The organism is Kitasatospora sp. NPDC088160 (genome assembly GCF_044741445.1).
GTDB lineage: Bacteria > Actinomycetota > Actinomycetes > Streptomycetales > Streptomycetaceae > Kitasatospora.
This window is the reverse complement of the sequence record NZ_JBIUSS010000013.1, coordinates 81,432-95,000: the sequence shown is the minus strand read 5'-3', so window position 1 is coordinate 95,000 and position 13,569 is coordinate 81,432. Positions and strand designations below refer to the sequence as shown.

Sequence of the window (13,569 nt, the reverse complement as noted above, 5' to 3'; positions counted from 1 at the left end):
AAACGCGGGTGCCCCGGGCCGGGGAACCGGTCCGGGGCACCCGCGGGCGCGGGATCAGGCGCCGAGGACCTCGCCGACCAGGGCGCGGGCCTCCTCCTGCACCCGGGCCAGGTGGCCGGTGCCGAGGAAGGACTCGGCGTAGATCTTGTAGACGTCCTCGGTGCCCGAGGGACGGGCCGCGAACCAGGCGTTGTCGGTGCACACCTTGATGCCGCCGATCGGTGCCCCGTTGCCGGGCGCCTCGGCCAGCACCGCGGTCACCGCCTCGCCGGCCAGCTCGCCCGCGGTGACCTGCTGCGGGGAGAGCCGGGCCAGGCGCGCCTTCTGCTCGCGGTCGGCCGGGGCGTCCACGCGGGCGTAGGCGGGGGCGCCGTGGCGCTCGGTCAGCTCGCGGTAGTAGGCGCTGGGGGTGGCGCCGGTGACGGCGGTGATCTCGGAGGCCAGCAGGGCCAGCAGGATGCCGTCCTTGTCGGTGGTCCACACCCCGCCGTCGCGGCGCAGGAACGAGGCGCCGGCCGACTCCTCGCCGCCGAAGGCGATCGAGCCCTCCGCCAGCCCGTCGACGAACCACTTGAAGCCCACCGGCACCTCGACCAGTTCGCGCTTGAGGTCGGCGGCGACCCGGTCCAGCATCGAGGAGGACACCAGCGTCTTGCCGACCGCGGCGTCGGCGGGCCAGTCCGCGCGGTGGCGGTACAGGTAGTCGACGGCCACCGCCAGGTAGTGGTTGGGGTTCATCAGGCCGCCGTCGGGGGTGACGATGCCGTGCCGGTCGGCGTCCGCGTCGTTGCCGGTGGCGATGGCGTACTCGTCCTTGCGGCCGATCAGGGAGGCCATCGCGGACGGCGAGGAGCAGTCCATGCGGATCTTGCCGTCCCAGTCCAGCGTCATGAACCGCCAGGTCGGGTCGGTGACCGGGTTGACCACCGTCAGGTCCAGGCGGTGCGTCTCGGCGATGCGCGCCCAGTACGCCACCGACGCCCCGCCCAGCGGGTCCGCGCCGATGCGCAGCCCGGCCGCGCGCACCGCGTCCAGGTCGAGCACGGCGGGCAGGTCCTCGACGTAGGTGCCCAGGTAGTCGTGGCGCCCGGTGGTCGCCGCCGCCAGCGCCCGCGCGTACGGGACGCGCTTGACGCCGCGCAGGCCCTCGCGGATCAGCTCGTTGGCGCGGTCCTGGATCCAGCCGGTGGCCTGCGAGCCGGCCGGGCCGCCGCTGGGCGGGTTGTACTTGAAGCCGCCGTCGCGCGGCGGGTTGTGCGAGGGGGTGACGACGATGCCGTCCGCCAGCGCCCGGGGGCTGCGCCGGTTGTGGGCCAGGATCGCGTGCGAGACCGCGGGCGTGGGGGTGTAGCCGTCGGCCGCGTCCAGCAGCACCTGGACGCCGTTGGCGGCCAGCACCTCCACCGCCGTCACCTTCGCCGGCTCCGAGAGCGCGTGCGTGTCGGCGCCCAGGAACAGCGGTCCGGCGATGCCCTGTTGGGCCCGGTACTCGCAGATCGCCTGCGTGGTCGCGGCGATGTGGTCCTCGTTGAACGCGGCGTCCAGCGAGGACCCGCGGTGGCCCGAGGTGCCGAACGCCACCCGCTGGCCGACCTCCTGAGGGTCCGGGTTCAGCGCGTAGTACGCCGTCACCAGCCGCGCCACATCCACCAGGTCATCCGGCTGCGCCAACTGCCCGGCCCGTGCGTGTGCCATCCGTCTTCTCCCGCCAACTTCCCGTACGCGTCCTTGCCCCGTGCCACCGATCGTAGCCAGAACGCGACCGTGCCCCGAACCGCGAGGCGGGGCGGGGCACGGCGGGGCCGGGGTTCAGGGGCCGGGGTTCAGGCGGGCAGTTGCTGGCGGTAGGCGTCCAGGGCGGGGGCGGTGGTGGTGGCGAGGAACTCGGTCACCGTGTAGGCGACCAGGCCCTCGCGGGCGAAGGGGTCGGTGCGGGTCAGCTCCTCGACCGCGGCGCGGTCCTCGCCCAGCGCGATGATCACCCCGCCCTCGCGCGGCACCTTGCGGCCCGAGGCGAGGAACGTGCCGGCTTCGTAGTGCCCGCGCAGCCACTCGACGTGCTGCGGCAGGGCGGCGTCGATGCGCTCCAGCGGGGCGGTGTACGTCAGCTCAAGTACGAACATGCGACCAGGCTAGCCCCGCACGGCAGGGGCCTCGCGGCCGGGGCTCGCGGCGTGTACCGGACCCCATTGTGCCAGTTCAGCGGGGGGTTGCGGTAGGACGCAGAGCACCCGGATCACGCCTTGCCGGGGGGCGGGCGCAGCCCGCAGACTCGTCCGCATCCACTCCTTCGGCCACGCGCCGGCCCCCTGCCCAGGGCGGCCGGGGCGCGCGCCGTGCTGCGCACGGGCCGCATCGGGCCGGGGGCGGTGGGCGGTGAACGGACGAAGGGGGACGCGAGGATGACGGTGCACAGGGACGTGACGCACAAGGACGTGGCGCACAAGGATGTGGCGCGCAGGGACGTGGCGCACAGGGACCTGGTGCTCAAGGCGCGGGTGCGGCTGCTGAGCCACAACGAGTGGGTCCTGGACGCCCCGGAGGGGCTGTGGGTGTACCGGGCGCTGTTCCCGGTCAGCCCGCGCGTGTACGCCTACAAGCTCGCCCACGTGCTGTGGACGGCGGCCGACTCGCCGCGGGTGGCGCACCTGCCCGAGGCGCGGCGGGCGCTGCTGGAGGAGGCGCGGGCCGCCTGCGCGCACATCCCCGCCGGCGCCCCGGCCCACCAGGTGCGGATGCGGGAGTACGTCGCGGCCGCGCTGGCGGGGCTGGAGCGGGAGCAGCAGGAGGGGCGTGCGGGGAGGTAGGTGGTCGCGGGGTGGTTGCGGTACAACAATCCCTATTTGACGACTGATCGGAGAAGTTCTCGTATGAGCAGTTCAGGTCTGTCCCGCCGCGCACTGATCGCCGGCGCCGGCGCCGCCGTCGTCGGCTGGAACACCGCCGCCCGCGCCTGGGCCGCCGAGCCGGGCGAGAACGTGGATCAACTGCCCGCCCTGGACGGCACGGTGGCCCTGCGGGGCGCCGAGGTGGAACGGTTCTCCTCCGACTTCGGGCACCTGGTCACCGCCTCGCCCCGCGCGGTGCTGCGCCCGGCCTCGGTGCGCGACGTGCAGAAGGTGGTGGCCTTCGCCCGGCGCCACCGCATCCCGGTGGCGGTCAACGGGCAGAGCGGCGACCAGGCGGTCGTCGGCGACGGCGGGCTGGAGTCGCACTCCAGCTACGGCCAGGCCAACCCCCGCGGCGGCATCGCGATCGACGCGCGGGGGCTGTCGCGGATCGTCTCCGTCGAACCCGGGCTCGCCGTGGTGGAGGCGGGCGCCACCTGGGCGCAGCTGACGGACGCGGCGCTGGCGGCGGGCTGGATGCCGCCGTGTCTGACGGACTACCTGCACCTGTCGGTGGGCGGGACGCTGAGCGTGGGCGGCATCGGCGGGGCGGTGCAGCGCCACGGGCTGCAGGCGGACACCGTACGGTCGCTGGACGTGGTGACCGGCACCGGCGAGCTGGTGACGGCCTCGCGCGAGCACAACCGGGAGCTGTTCGAGGCGGTGCTGGCCGGCGGCGGGCAGGTGGGGATCATCGTGCGGGCCACGCTCGCCCTGGTGCCGGCGCGCGAGCGCGCCACCGTGTTCACCCTGGCCTACGACGACGCGGACCTCTACCGCGCGGACCAGGAGAAGGTGCTGGCCCAGGGCCGCTTCGACCTCCAGGTCGGCAACGTGGTGCGCAGCGCGGACGGGCAGCGGTGGCGCTACACGGCGGAGCTGGTGGCCTACGGGGACGCGGGGCGGGCGGTGGACCGGGAGGCGCTGCTGGCGGGGCTGCACGGGGTGCCGGGCGAGACGACGGTGGTGGAGCAGAGCTGGCGCGAGTACGCGTTCCGGGTGGACGCGTTCGCGGGGTACCTGCGGGCGGCCGGGTTCTGGGGGCTGGCGAAGCCGTGGCTGAGCCTGTTCCTGCCCGCCTCGACGGTGGGGGTGTTCATGCGGGAGGCGACCGCGCTGCTGACGGCGGCGGACCTGGGGGCGGGGCTGCTGCTGTTCTACCCGTACGCGCGGGCGCGGGTGGGGGCGCCGCTGGCGGTGCTGCCGCAGGAGCCGGTGGGCTGGCACTTCGACCTGCTGGCGTTCCCGGCGCCGGGGGCGGACACGGCGGCGATGCTGGAGCGCAACCGGCGGCTGTACGACCGGGCGGTGGAGCTGGGCGGCAAGCGCTACCTGATCGGGGCGGTGCCGGGGATGACGGGGGCGGACTGGCGGCGCCACTACGGCGGCCTGTGGGAGCGGGTGGAGCGGGCCAAGCGGCGGTGGGATCCGGCGGGGATCCTGGCGCCGGGCCAGGGCATCCACGCCGGCTGACGGCCGGGCCCCCGGGCCGCCCGCGGGGGGCGGGCGGCCCGGCGGGGGGTCGAGTAAAGGGGGGTCAGGTGATCTCCAGCTGCGCCATCATGCCCATCGCGGAGTGGTCCAGCAGGTGGCAGTGGTAGGGGTAGCGGCCTCGGTAGGAATCGAAGAGGGCCTGGAGGCGCACGCTCTCCCCCGGCAGCAGGCGCACGGTGTCCTTCAGACCGGACTCCGCCGGGCCGGGCGCGGCGCCGTTGCGCGCCAGCACCCGGAACTGCACCAGGTGCAGGTGGAAGTTGTGCGGGACGTCCTTGTTGGCGTTGACGACCGTCCAGATCTCCGAGGTGCCGAACGCCACCGAGGCGTCCACCCGCGCCGGGTCGTACACCTTGCCATCGATCAGTCCGAGCGGGGCGGCGCCGGGCTTCTCCTGGTACTCCAGGACCACGGTGCGCTCGCGGGCCGCCGCGCCCAGGGCGGGCAGGGTGCGCAGCTGGGCGGGGACGCGGCTGGGGTCGTCGGCGGCGCGGGTGATGTCGAAGCGCAGGACCTGGCCGACGTGTTCGGCGGGGCCGGGGGGCATGGAGTTGGTGAGGACGATGCTGGAGCCGACGGGGTAGCGGGAGAAGTCGACGACGACGTCGGCGCGCTCCCCGGGGGAGAGGTCGACGGTGTCGGTGACGTGGGGGCGTTCCAGCAGGCCGCCGTCGGAGCCGATCTGGGTGAGGGGGCCGCCGTCGGCCAGGCGCAGGGAGAAGAAGCGCAGGTTGGAGGAGTTGAGCAGGCGCAGCCGGTACTTGCGGGCGGCGACCTCGACCTTGGGCCAGGGGCGGCCGTTGGCGAGGATGGTGGTGCGGTTGAGGGGGTCGTCCATGCGGTAGACGAGGCGGCCCTGGGGGTCGAAGCGGGCGTCGCGCAGGGCGATGGGCAGGTCGTAGCGGCCGGCGGGCAGCGGCAGGGCGGCTTCGGTGGCGTCGGTGATCAGGTAGGTGCCGGCCAGGCCCCGGTAGACGTGCTCGGACTCCAGGTGGTGGGCGTGGTCGTGGAACCACAGGCTCGCGTGGGGCTGGTCGTTGGGGTAGGTGTAGGTGCGGGTGGCGCCGGTGTCCAGGAGGTTCATGGGGCCGCCGTCGGAGGCGACGGGGACGCGGGCGCCGTGCAGGTGGACGGAGACGGGGTCGTCCAGCAGGTTGGTCTGGCGCACCACGACCGGGCGTCCGGAGCGGGCGCGGATGACGGGGCCGGGGAAGGCGCCGTTGTAGGTGAGGACGTCGGTGCGGTGCCCGGGCAGGATGCGGGCGTAGGCCTTGAGCATGGTGACGGCGTAGGTGTCGGCGGCGCCGTCGGTGGAGACGGGGGCGAGCACCGGGGGCAGGGGCATCGCGGCGGTGAACTTCGGTGCCAGGGTGGGGCCGGCGTCGGGGCCCGGGTCGGCCTCGGCGGCGGAGGCGGCGGGGCCCGGGTGGGTGTGGGCGGCCTCGGCGGCGGTCTCGACGGAGGCGGCCGGGCGCAGGGTGGTGCGCATGAGCAGGACCCCTCCCCCGGTCGCCAGGGCGGCGCCGATCATCCTGCGTCTGGTCACCATCGCGCGTCCTCCTGCTGCCGGCCCGGTGTGGCGGTGTGCCCGTGCGGCCCCGGCGGGTGGGGCGGGGGCGGGTTCCGGGGGTGATTGCAGCAGCGGATCCTTGCGCCGGGTTGGGGTCCGGCTGAGGCCCGGTGGACCGCGCGGGGCGGGTTGCGGGCGGGGCGCGCGGTGAGCTGCGGGTGTTGCGGGCCGCTTGCGGCGGGCGGTCACCGTGGCTCGCAGAACACTGGAGGATCCCTCGAAGGGAAGGGCCGGAGCGTGGACCTGCGGTACTGGCTGCCGAGGGCGGCCGAGGTCGCCGAGCAGTGGGGAGAGCGGTTCGGGCCGTACAGCCCGCATCCCTCGCACCAGGTGGACGACGCGGACTTCGCCGCCGCGTTCGAGCGCTTCGCCAAGCGCCTGGAGCACAACTACCCGTTCTTCCACCCCCGTTACGCCGGGCAGATGGTCAAGCCGCCGCACCCGGCCGCCGTCGTCGGCTACCTGACGGCGATGCGCTTCAACCCCAACAACCACGCCTACGAGGGCGGGCCCGCCACCAACGACATGGAACGCGAGTGCGTCGCCCAGCTCGCCGCCATGTTCGGCCTGCCCCGCCACGTGGGCCACCTCACCAGCAGCGGCACCATCGCCAACCTGGAAGCCCTGTACGTGGCCCGCCAGAGCCACCCCGGGCTCGGCGTCGCCTACAGCGCGCAGGCCCACTACACGCACAGCCGCATGTGCCACGTCCTGGGGGTCGAGGGCCACGCGGTGGCCTGCGACGCGGACGGGCGCATGGACGTCGACGCGCTGGCCGCCCTGCTCGCCACCGGCCGCGTCGGCACGGTGGTCGTCACCGCCGGCACCACCGGGCTCGGCGCCGTCGACCCGGTGCACGAGGTGCTGGCACTGGCCCGCCGCCACGGGGTGCGGGTGCACGTGGACGCCGCCTACGGCGGGTTCTTCGCCCTGCTGGCCACCGACGACGCCCAGGCCGCCGCCCTCGGGCTGGACCCGGCGCCGTGGCGGGCCATCGCCGGCTGCGACTCCGTCACCGTCGACCCGCACAAGCACGGCCTCCAGCCCTACGGCTGCGGCGCGGTGCTGTTCGCCGACCCCGACATCGGCCGCCACTTCGCCCACGACTCCCCCTACACCTACTTCACCGACGCCGAACTGCACCTGGGCGAGATCAGCCTGGAATGCTCGCGCGCCGGCGCCGCGGCCGCCGCCCTGTGGCTGACCCTGCAACTGCTGCCGCTCACCCCCCAGGGCCTGGGCGCCGTCCTGGCCGGCGGGCGGCGCGCGGCCCTGGCCTGGGCGGATCTGATCGAGGACAGCCCGCACCTGACCCTCCACCAGCGCCCGCAACTGGACATCGTCACCTACCACCCCACCCCGGGTGGGGCGCCGATGTCCGCCGTCGACGCCGCCAGCCGGCACGTGCTGCGCCAGGGCATGGCCGACGAGCAGGACCCGCTCTACCTGAGCCTGCTGCGGGTGGACGCCGCCGACTTCACCCGCCGCCACCCGGCGGCCGCGGCGGACGCCGACGGGGCCTCGGTGCTGCGCAGCGTCCTGATCAAGCCCGAGGCCGAGGACCACCTGCCCGCCCTGCACGCGCGCCTGACCGCGCTCGCCACCGCCCGGCCCTGAGGCCCGCCGCCCCCGTACGAGCGCCCCCCCGTACGACCGCCCTGCCGCCCCGCCGCCCCGCCGCCTGTCTGCCGAGGAGTGTCCGTTGACCACCGCCACCGTCCCGCCGGGCGCCGCCCTCGCGGCCCCCGCGGTCCGCCCCGCCCGACCCGAGGAGGCCCCCGCCCTCGCCCGGGTGCTCGCCGCCGCCTTCCACGACGACCCGCTCACCCGCTGGGCCTTCCCCGACGACGCCCACCGCGCCCGCATCCTGCCCGCCTTCTTCCGCGTCCACGTCGACCAGTGCCTGGCCCACGGCGGCGCCCTGACCGCCCAGCACCCCGACGACGCCGCCCCCGTCGGCGCGCTGCTCTTCCTGCCCCCCGGCGTGTGGGAGCACCCCGGGGGGCAGGACCAGGCGACCGCCCGCGCCCTGGACGCGGCCGTCGACGCCGACACCCACCCCGAATCCGCCCGCCGCCTGGCCGCCATCACCCGCCTCCAGGCCCGCCGCCACCCGCGCCACCGCCCCCACCACTACCTGGCGTTCGTCGGCGCCCACCCCGACGCCCGCCACACCGGCACCGGCACCGCCCTCCTGCGCGCCTTCCTGGCCCGCGTCGACCACGACGGCCAGGCCGCCTACGCCGAGACCAGCTCCCCCGGCGGCGCCCGGGTCTGCGGCGCCGGCGGCTTCACCCGCTTCGGCGAGGCCATCGCCCTGCCCGCCGGCGGCCCCCGCCTGACCCCCGTGTGGCGGGGCCCCCGATGACCACCCACACCCTCGACATCGACACCGCGCTGCGCATCGACACCGCGCTGCGCGTCTACTCCGCCGAGCAGATCGACGCCGGCGCCGCCGACCACCACCCCGAGGCCGCCGAGATCCTCGACTGGAGCCGGCGCTTCCTCACCACCGCCCACCCCGACCTCGGGCGCAGCGGCCCCGTCTGCCCCTACACCCAGCCCTCGCTGCGCCGCGGCCTGTTCCACGTCGCCGTCGCCGACACCGGCGCGGACGGCGACCTGCCCGCGCTGGTCGGCGAGCTGCGCGCCTGGTACGACCGGCTGCTGGCCGGCCTGGCGGAGGAGTCGGACCGGGAGCTGCTGACCGTGCTGCTGGTGCTGCCGGGCCTGGACCGGGCCGACTCCACCGCGCTGGACGAGGCGCAGCGCAAGGCCAAGGACGAGTTCGTCGAACAGGGCCTGATGATCGGCCAGTTCCACCCCGTCTGCGAGGAGGGGGGCCTGTGGAACCGCTCCTTCAGGCCGCTGCGCGCGCCCGTGCCGCTGCTGGCGGTGCGCAAGCTCCTCGTCTTCGACCTGCCCTTCCTCGTCGACGACGAGGCCCACCTGGCCCACTACCTGGCCCGCTTCGCCCCCCAGGTCCCCGCCCGCATCCGCGACCAGCTGGTCTCCGGCATGACGGAACACCGCAGGACCGCCCGCCTGACCGCCGCCTGAGCCGCGGCCCCCCTGCGCGCGGAGCCGGGTCGGCGCCCGGCTCCGCGCGCGCCCCCCGGGGAAAATCGCTGGCGGCGGTGGCGCCCGGCGTGAAGGCTCTCACCGTGGCGCTTCACGAGAACGAGGTCTTCGCGGACCAGGCGGTCGTCCGCTCCCTGCTCCGGGAGCAGCGGCCGCAATGGGCCGACCTGTCCATCTCGCCGGCCGGCTCGGGCACGGACAACACGATGTACCGGCTCGGCGACGACCTGCTCGTGCGGCTGCCGCGCACGGCGCAGAGCGCGGACTCCGTGCGCAAGGAGTTGACCTGGCTGCCGCGGCTGGCACCGCACCTTCCGTGCCGCGTCCCGGAGCCGGTGCACGCCGGGGCCCCGAGCGCCGTGTTCCCGCTCGCCTGGTCGGTGTACCGCTGGATCGACGGCGAGGAGCCCGGCCCGGGGTCGGTCACCGACTGGCCCGCCTTCGGGGCCGACCTGGCGGCGGTCGTCAAGGGCCTGCACTGCGTCCCGCTCATGGGGGCCGTCCGCCGCGGCGCGCTCCACTGGTACCGCGGGGGCGACCTGCGCGACAGCGACGAGTCGATCACCGCATGCTTCGAGAAGTGCCGGACGATCCCGGGCCTGGACCTCGACATCGAGCACCTGCTGCACCTGTGGCGCAGCGCGCTCGCCCTGCCCGGGCCGTCCGGGCGCCAGGTGTGGCTGCACGGCGACCTGAAACCCTCCAACCTGCTGGTCCGGCAGGGCGGGCTGCACGCGGTCATCGACTTCGGATGCCTGTCGGTCGGCTTTCCCGACGCCGAGCACGCCACGGTGTGGGACCTTCCGTCCCCGGCCCGCCAGGCGTACTGGGACGCCCTCGGCCTCGACGACGTGACGTGGCTGCGGGCCCGGGCGTGGGCGGTCGGCGTCGGGGTCGGCGGGCTGTCGTACTACTGGGGCACCTATCCCGGTTTCGTCGGCGAATGCCTGGCGCGGCTGTCCGCGATCCTGGAGGCCGCCGGCGCGCGGTGAGCCGTCCCGGCCGGTCGGGACGGGTTCACCGCGCGCGTCGGTCGCCGACTCGGATGCGCCGGGACGGCGGCCCTCAGGTCGCGCGCTGTCCGTGGAGGAGGACGGGCAGCGCGCGGCCCGCCAACGCCTCGCTGACGCGGGCGGCCTGGGAGGGCGCCATGACGTCGGGGAGCCGGCGGACGGGGACGAAGCGGGCGCCGAACAGGCCGCTGCGGTGCTGCGGCGGGACGGTGAGGCGGACGTCGTCGCGCACGGTGCCGCCGTCGAAGACCAGGTTGAGGCGCTCCAGGTGGCGGTCGGCCGGGGTGAAGTCGACCGCGAGGACGTCGGCGAGACGCAGGTTGAGCCCGGTCTCGGCACGCAGGTTCCGGGCGGCGGCGAGGTGCGGGGGCTCGTTGGGCTGGGCGGCGCCGCCGGGCAGGATCAGGCCGTCCATGTAGTCCGGGTCGACGAGGAGGATGTCGCCGCGCGGGTTGCGCACGAGGACGAGGCAGCCGAGCCGGCACACCGGCGGCTTGGCGAGCAAGCGGGGGTCACGCATCGGGCGGTTCACCTTCTGAGGGCGGCGAGGAGCAGGAGGGAGAAGCCGGCCCACCAGAGCAGGCGGGCGAGGAGTTCAGTCGTCATGCGCCAGGCGCTCGTAGCGCAGCCCCTTGCGGAGCAGGTCGACGACCCGCAGGAGTTCGGACGGGCGGGCGCAGCCGAGGCTGATCAGGTAGCAGCCCGTCCTGCGGCCGTGCTCCCAGTCGACTTCGACGGACGGCAACGTGACGCCGCCCAGGGCGAGGACGGTGGTCAGGTCGTCGAGGACGTCGGCCGCCTGGCGCCGCTGGTCGGCGGTCGCGCGGGAGAGCATCGAGGACACGCTCACTCCCCCGGCCGCTTGTGGACCTCGAAGACGCGCCAGGCACCCCAGGCGTCGGAGAAGGAACCGAACCCGCTGAGCTCACCGTCCGGTTGGCGCAGCCAATCCCCGGTGAGCTCGTGCCGGACCCGGTAGAGGCGGGCCCCGGTGTCCCAGCGCACGCCGTAGCCGTGGAGGCGGGGGACTTGGGCATCAGCCATGGGAATAACCTTCCGCAATCAGTGTTTCACGTTCTGTGCACATGGTGGCCCCGCACCACCTAGCATCGGAAGCGATATACGACTTGCTGTCAGAGCAGCCGTGAGTTGGGGAAGTTCCATGAACAAGAAGAGCATCGACCCGACCTCGTCCCCGTGGGCCGCCTTCGGAGTTCAACTCCGCAGGTCACGCGAAGCAGTTGGGCTCACCCAGGTCCAGCTGGCGAAGAAGGTCGGGTGCACCGCATCGCACCTGTCCTACGTCGAACTTGCGCACCGGCCGCCGAGCCTGCAGCTGGCGGAGCTGGCCGACCAGGAGCTCAAGACCGGCGGCACGCTCGTACTGATGTACTGGCAGCTCAAGCACACGACGTTGTTGGAGGGCTTCCCGGAGTACGCCAACTACGAGGCCCGCGCGGAGCAGATCAAGCTCTTCGAGATCAACGTCATCCCTGGACTCCTACAGACTCCCGCGTACGCAACCGCGATTGAGTCGGGATATGTGAGGCAGGGCGCCGCACTCCCAGAACAGGCCGATGAACGTATCAACTTCCGGCTTGCCCGACAGCACATCCTGGAACGGACTCCACCTCCGGTCCTGCACGCGGTGCTGGACGAGAGCTGCCTGAGGCGACTCGTCGGCGGCCGGGACGTCATGATCGAGCAACTGCTCCACCTTGAACAGTTGGCTGATCGGCCCAACGTGGTCATTCAGGTGGCGCCGTACTCTCTGGGCGAGAACCGGCCGTTCACTCGCGTGGTGCAACTCCTTACCATGCCGAACCGCAAAATTCTCAGCTACGGCGAGATCGAGCAACGCGGTTACATCGAACGGGATATCCAGTCAGTTTCGGCGCTGGCCAGGAGCTACGATCGCCTTGTGGTCGAGGCCCTGAACCAGGCCGACTCACTTTCGATGATCCGCGTGGTACGGAGGGATCTGGAATGGACGTCAATCTGACTGACGCTCGCTGGCGAAAGAGTTCGTACAGCGGCGGCAATGGAGGAACCTGCGTGGAGGTCGCTGACGGATTTACCGGCGTGATGCCGGTCCGCGACTCCAAAGACCCTTTCGGCCCGGCCCTCCTCTTCCCCTCCCCCGCCTGGCAGGCCTTCGTCACCGCCGTCCGCACCGGCGAGTTCGACGCCCGGTAGCAGCAACTCCCGGCCCCGCCGCCCCGACCCGGGGCGGCGGGGCCATCTCGGGGTGGGACGATGGCACTGACCAGACGCCTGCTGCGCCACGGCCAGTTCACCTCCCGCGAGGAACCGACCGAACGCATCGACGACTTCGTCCTGGACTACGACGAACACGCCGCCAAGCCCGACCGCTGGACCTACGACGGCTCCCCGCTCAAAGCCGCATGAACCCCCGAAGGATCAACGCGGCGCTGCACTAGCATGCGTGGGTGAACCTTTCGCATCTCGGCGTGCCGATCGGGCCGATGATCCGCGTCCACGGCGGGTTCGCCAACCGGATGTACCGGCTCGACACCGACCAAGGGTCGTTCGCGGTCAAGGAGTTGAACCTCGCCGACCGCCGCTGGGCCTATCGCGCCGAGGACGTGTTCAGGTTTGAGCGGGCGGCCTTCGCCGCCGGCATCCCGATGCCGGAGCCGATCTCGGCCGGCCACCACACGCTCGTTCACCGATGGGTCGAGGGAGAGAAGGTGCCGGAAGCGCCGGTGTCGGCGGCGTACGCGTTCGAGATCGGCGGGATCCTCGCGCGCGTCCACGCGCTCGACGTCGCGTGGACCCACGCGTCGGTCGAGGAACCGACGTCACGGGACTGGCCCGAGCTCGCCGCGCGGGCGGCGGCGACCGGACAGCCCTGGGCCGACGAACTCGCCTCTCACGTCGAGACGTTCCTCGCGATCGCCCACTTCGTCGACACCTGCGAACGGCCGGGCCCCGTCGTGCTGACCCATAGGGACATCCAACCGTGGAACCTGCTCGCCCGGGAGGGCCGGCCGGTGGTGCTCGACTGGGAGCTCTCGGGAACGCTCGACCTGTCCGGCGAGCTCGGCTCGACCGCGCTCAGCCTCGCGAAGGGACCGGGCTTCGACCACATCGAGCCCGCCGTCTTCCGCTCGGTCCTCGACGGCTATGTCGCGGGGGGCGGCACGCTGCCGCCGCCAGGTCCGAGCTGGTTCGTGTTCATGATCGGCGGCTGGCTGGGGCACACGAGGTGGAACATTCTGCGGTGCCTCGCCGGTGTCGAGGCGAGCACCGGTCCTGACCTCGCGCTCTCCCACGAGTCCGTGCGCAACGGCGTGCGCGGCCTCCCCGACCTGTTCGGCCGGCTTCCGGAGCTCGAAGCGCTGCTCGTGTGGCAGTGACCCGCGCCTGTGCTCGGTATGCGGTGTGAGGCGCGCTCCCGATTCCGCCCGGGGCCGTTGCCGGTGACCTGCACCTGCACCTGCACCTGCACCGACGCGGACGTGCCGACACCCGTCTGCGGGCCCGGGGAGGCGGCGGGGAG

The 13,569-nt window shown here is 73.7% G+C and carries 16 protein-coding genes; 10 read left to right on the top strand and 6 right to left on the bottom strand.

Annotation, left to right across the window (positions count from 1 at the left end; genetic code table 11):
• Positions 1-54: 54 nt before the first annotated feature.
• Entirely contained in the window at positions 55-1,695 is a 1,641-nt protein-coding gene (gene pgm, locus ACIOGZ_RS21500; RefSeq protein ID WP_363632400.1) for a phosphoglucomutase (alpha-D-glucose-1,6-bisphosphate-dependent), read from the bottom strand.
• A 128-nt stretch (positions 1,696-1,823) separates the two neighbouring features.
• Positions 1,824-2,123 carry a YciI family protein gene (locus ACIOGZ_RS21495; protein WP_063352966.1) on the bottom strand — a complete coding sequence of 100 codons (300 nt, stop codon included), beginning with the start codon at positions 2,121-2,123 and terminating at the stop codon, positions 1,824-1,826.
• A 279-nt stretch (positions 2,124-2,402) separates the two neighbouring features.
• On the opposite strand from ACIOGZ_RS21495, the gene ACIOGZ_RS21490 reads away from it, so the two are divergent.
• On the top strand, positions 2,403-2,807 hold the full coding sequence (locus tag ACIOGZ_RS21490) for a hypothetical protein (RefSeq protein WP_400810463.1): 405 nt from the start codon (positions 2,403-2,405) through the stop codon (positions 2,805-2,807).
• Positions 2,808-2,870: 63 nt separating this feature from the next.
• Positions 2,871-4,361, top strand: coding sequence for an FAD-binding protein (locus ACIOGZ_RS21485; protein WP_400986787.1), 1,491 nt, complete (start codon positions 2,871-2,873; stop codon positions 4,359-4,361).
• A gap of 64 nt (positions 4,362-4,425) precedes the next feature.
• Here ACIOGZ_RS21485 and ACIOGZ_RS21480 read toward each other — a convergent pair whose 3' ends face one another.
• Positions 4,426-5,931: a multicopper oxidase domain-containing protein gene (locus ACIOGZ_RS21480; protein WP_363632350.1), complete on the bottom strand. Its 1,506-nt coding sequence runs from the start codon at positions 5,929-5,931 to the stop codon at positions 4,426-4,428.
• Positions 5,932-6,189: 258 nt separating this feature from the next.
• Here ACIOGZ_RS21480 and ACIOGZ_RS21475 point away from each other — a divergent pair, with 258 nt between their 5' ends.
• The 4 genes from ACIOGZ_RS21475 to ACIOGZ_RS21460 all read left to right on the top strand — a co-directional run bounded on the left by ACIOGZ_RS21475 (position 6,190) and on the right by ACIOGZ_RS21460 (position 10,025).
• Positions 6,190-7,569 (top strand): pyridoxal phosphate-dependent decarboxylase family protein, encoded by a 1,380-nt coding sequence (locus ACIOGZ_RS21475; RefSeq protein WP_400986786.1) that lies wholly within the window; start codon positions 6,190-6,192, stop codon positions 7,567-7,569.
• A gap of 85 nt (positions 7,570-7,654) precedes the next feature.
• On the top strand, positions 7,655-8,320 hold the full coding sequence (locus ACIOGZ_RS21470) for a hypothetical protein (RefSeq protein WP_363588163.1): 666 nt from the start codon (positions 7,655-7,657) through the stop codon (positions 8,318-8,320).
• The gene (locus ACIOGZ_RS21465; protein ID WP_400986784.1) at positions 8,317-9,012 is read left to right on the top strand and encodes a DUF6875 domain-containing protein; all 696 of its coding nucleotides are present in this window, start codon (positions 8,317-8,319) and stop codon (positions 9,010-9,012) included. The genes ACIOGZ_RS21470 and ACIOGZ_RS21465 overlap by 4 nt, the downstream gene beginning before the upstream one ends.
• Before the next feature lie 104 nt (positions 9,013-9,116).
• Positions 9,117-10,025, top strand: coding sequence for an aminoglycoside phosphotransferase family protein (locus ACIOGZ_RS21460; protein WP_400986782.1), 909 nt, complete (start codon positions 9,117-9,119; stop codon positions 10,023-10,025).
• A gap of 73 nt (positions 10,026-10,098) precedes the next feature.
• Here ACIOGZ_RS21460 and ACIOGZ_RS21455 read toward each other — a convergent pair whose 3' ends face one another.
• The 3 genes from ACIOGZ_RS21455 to ACIOGZ_RS21445 form a co-directional block, all read right to left on the bottom strand.
• Positions 10,099-10,566 carry an NUDIX domain-containing protein gene (locus tag ACIOGZ_RS21455; RefSeq protein ID WP_363632344.1) on the bottom strand — a complete coding sequence of 156 codons (468 nt, stop codon included), beginning with the start codon at positions 10,564-10,566 and terminating at the stop codon, positions 10,099-10,101.
• 75 nt (positions 10,567-10,641) lie between these two features.
• On the bottom strand, positions 10,642-10,890 hold the full coding sequence (locus tag ACIOGZ_RS21450; protein ID WP_363632342.1) for a hypothetical protein: 249 nt from the start codon (positions 10,888-10,890) through the stop codon (positions 10,642-10,644).
• 2 nt (positions 10,891-10,892) lie between these two features.
• Positions 10,893-11,090: a hypothetical protein gene (locus tag ACIOGZ_RS21445; protein WP_400986779.1), complete on the bottom strand. Its 198-nt coding sequence runs from the start codon at positions 11,088-11,090 to the stop codon at positions 10,893-10,895.
• A gap of 118 nt (positions 11,091-11,208) precedes the next feature.
• Between ACIOGZ_RS21445 and ACIOGZ_RS21440 the strand changes: the two genes are divergently transcribed.
• The 4 genes from ACIOGZ_RS21440 to ACIOGZ_RS21425 all read left to right on the top strand — a co-directional run bounded on the left by ACIOGZ_RS21440 (position 11,209) and on the right by ACIOGZ_RS21425 (position 13,426).
• Complete coding sequence (locus ACIOGZ_RS21440) at positions 11,209-12,048, top strand: helix-turn-helix transcriptional regulator (RefSeq protein WP_363588151.1); 840 nt, start codon at positions 11,209-11,211, stop codon at positions 12,046-12,048.
• Positions 12,033-12,242: a DUF397 domain-containing protein gene (locus tag ACIOGZ_RS21435; RefSeq protein ID WP_363588149.1), complete on the top strand. Its 210-nt coding sequence runs from the start codon at positions 12,033-12,035 to the stop codon at positions 12,240-12,242. The genes ACIOGZ_RS21440 and ACIOGZ_RS21435 overlap by 16 nt, the downstream gene beginning before the upstream one ends.
• 60 nt (positions 12,243-12,302) lie before the next feature.
• The gene (locus ACIOGZ_RS21430; RefSeq protein WP_400986778.1) at positions 12,303-12,455 is read left to right on the top strand and encodes a hypothetical protein; all 153 of its coding nucleotides are present in this window, start codon (positions 12,303-12,305) and stop codon (positions 12,453-12,455) included.
• Between the two features lie 77 nt (positions 12,456-12,532).
• A complete protein-coding gene (locus ACIOGZ_RS21425) occupies positions 12,533-13,426 on the top strand; it encodes a phosphotransferase family protein (RefSeq protein ID WP_400986921.1) in 894 nt (297 codons plus the stop codon).
• Positions 13,427-13,569 lie beyond the last annotated feature (143 nt).

What these genes read in the sequence shown, in the direction of transcription:
- pgm (WP_363632400.1), bottom strand. Translation starts at nt 1,695, where the DNA reads ATGGCACACGCACGGGCCGGGCAGTTGGCGCAGCCGGATGACCTGGTG.
- ACIOGZ_RS21495 (WP_063352966.1), bottom strand. Translation starts at nt 2,123, where the DNA reads ATGTTCGTACTTGAGCTGACGTACACCGCCCCGCTGGAGCGCATCGAC.
- ACIOGZ_RS21490 (WP_400810463.1), top strand. Translation starts at nt 2,403, where the DNA reads ATGACGGTGCACAGGGACGTGACGCACAAGGACGTGGCGCACAAGGAT.
- ACIOGZ_RS21485 (WP_400986787.1), top strand. Translation starts at nt 2,871, where the DNA reads ATGAGCAGTTCAGGTCTGTCCCGCCGCGCACTGATCGCCGGCGCCGGC.
- ACIOGZ_RS21480 (WP_363632350.1), bottom strand. Translation starts at nt 5,931, where the DNA reads ATGGTGACCAGACGCAGGATGATCGGCGCCGCCCTGGCGACCGGGGGA.
- ACIOGZ_RS21465 (WP_400986784.1), top strand. Translation starts at nt 8,317, where the DNA reads ATGACCACCCACACCCTCGACATCGACACCGCGCTGCGCATCGACACC.
- ACIOGZ_RS21455 (WP_363632344.1), bottom strand. Translation starts at nt 10,566, where the DNA reads ATGCGTGACCCCCGCTTGCTCGCCAAGCCGCCGGTGTGCCGGCTCGGC.
- ACIOGZ_RS21445 (WP_400986779.1), bottom strand. Translation starts at nt 11,090, where the DNA reads ATGGCTGATGCCCAAGTCCCCCGCCTCCACGGCTACGGCGTGCGCTGG.
- ACIOGZ_RS21440 (WP_363588151.1), top strand. Translation starts at nt 11,209, where the DNA reads ATGAACAAGAAGAGCATCGACCCGACCTCGTCCCCGTGGGCCGCCTTC.
- ACIOGZ_RS21435 (WP_363588149.1), top strand. Translation starts at nt 12,033, where the DNA reads ATGGACGTCAATCTGACTGACGCTCGCTGGCGAAAGAGTTCGTACAGC.
- ACIOGZ_RS21430 (WP_400986778.1), top strand. Translation starts at nt 12,303, where the DNA reads ATGGCACTGACCAGACGCCTGCTGCGCCACGGCCAGTTCACCTCCCGC.
- ACIOGZ_RS21425 (WP_400986921.1), top strand. Translation starts at nt 12,533, where the DNA reads ATGATCCGCGTCCACGGCGGGTTCGCCAACCGGATGTACCGGCTCGAC.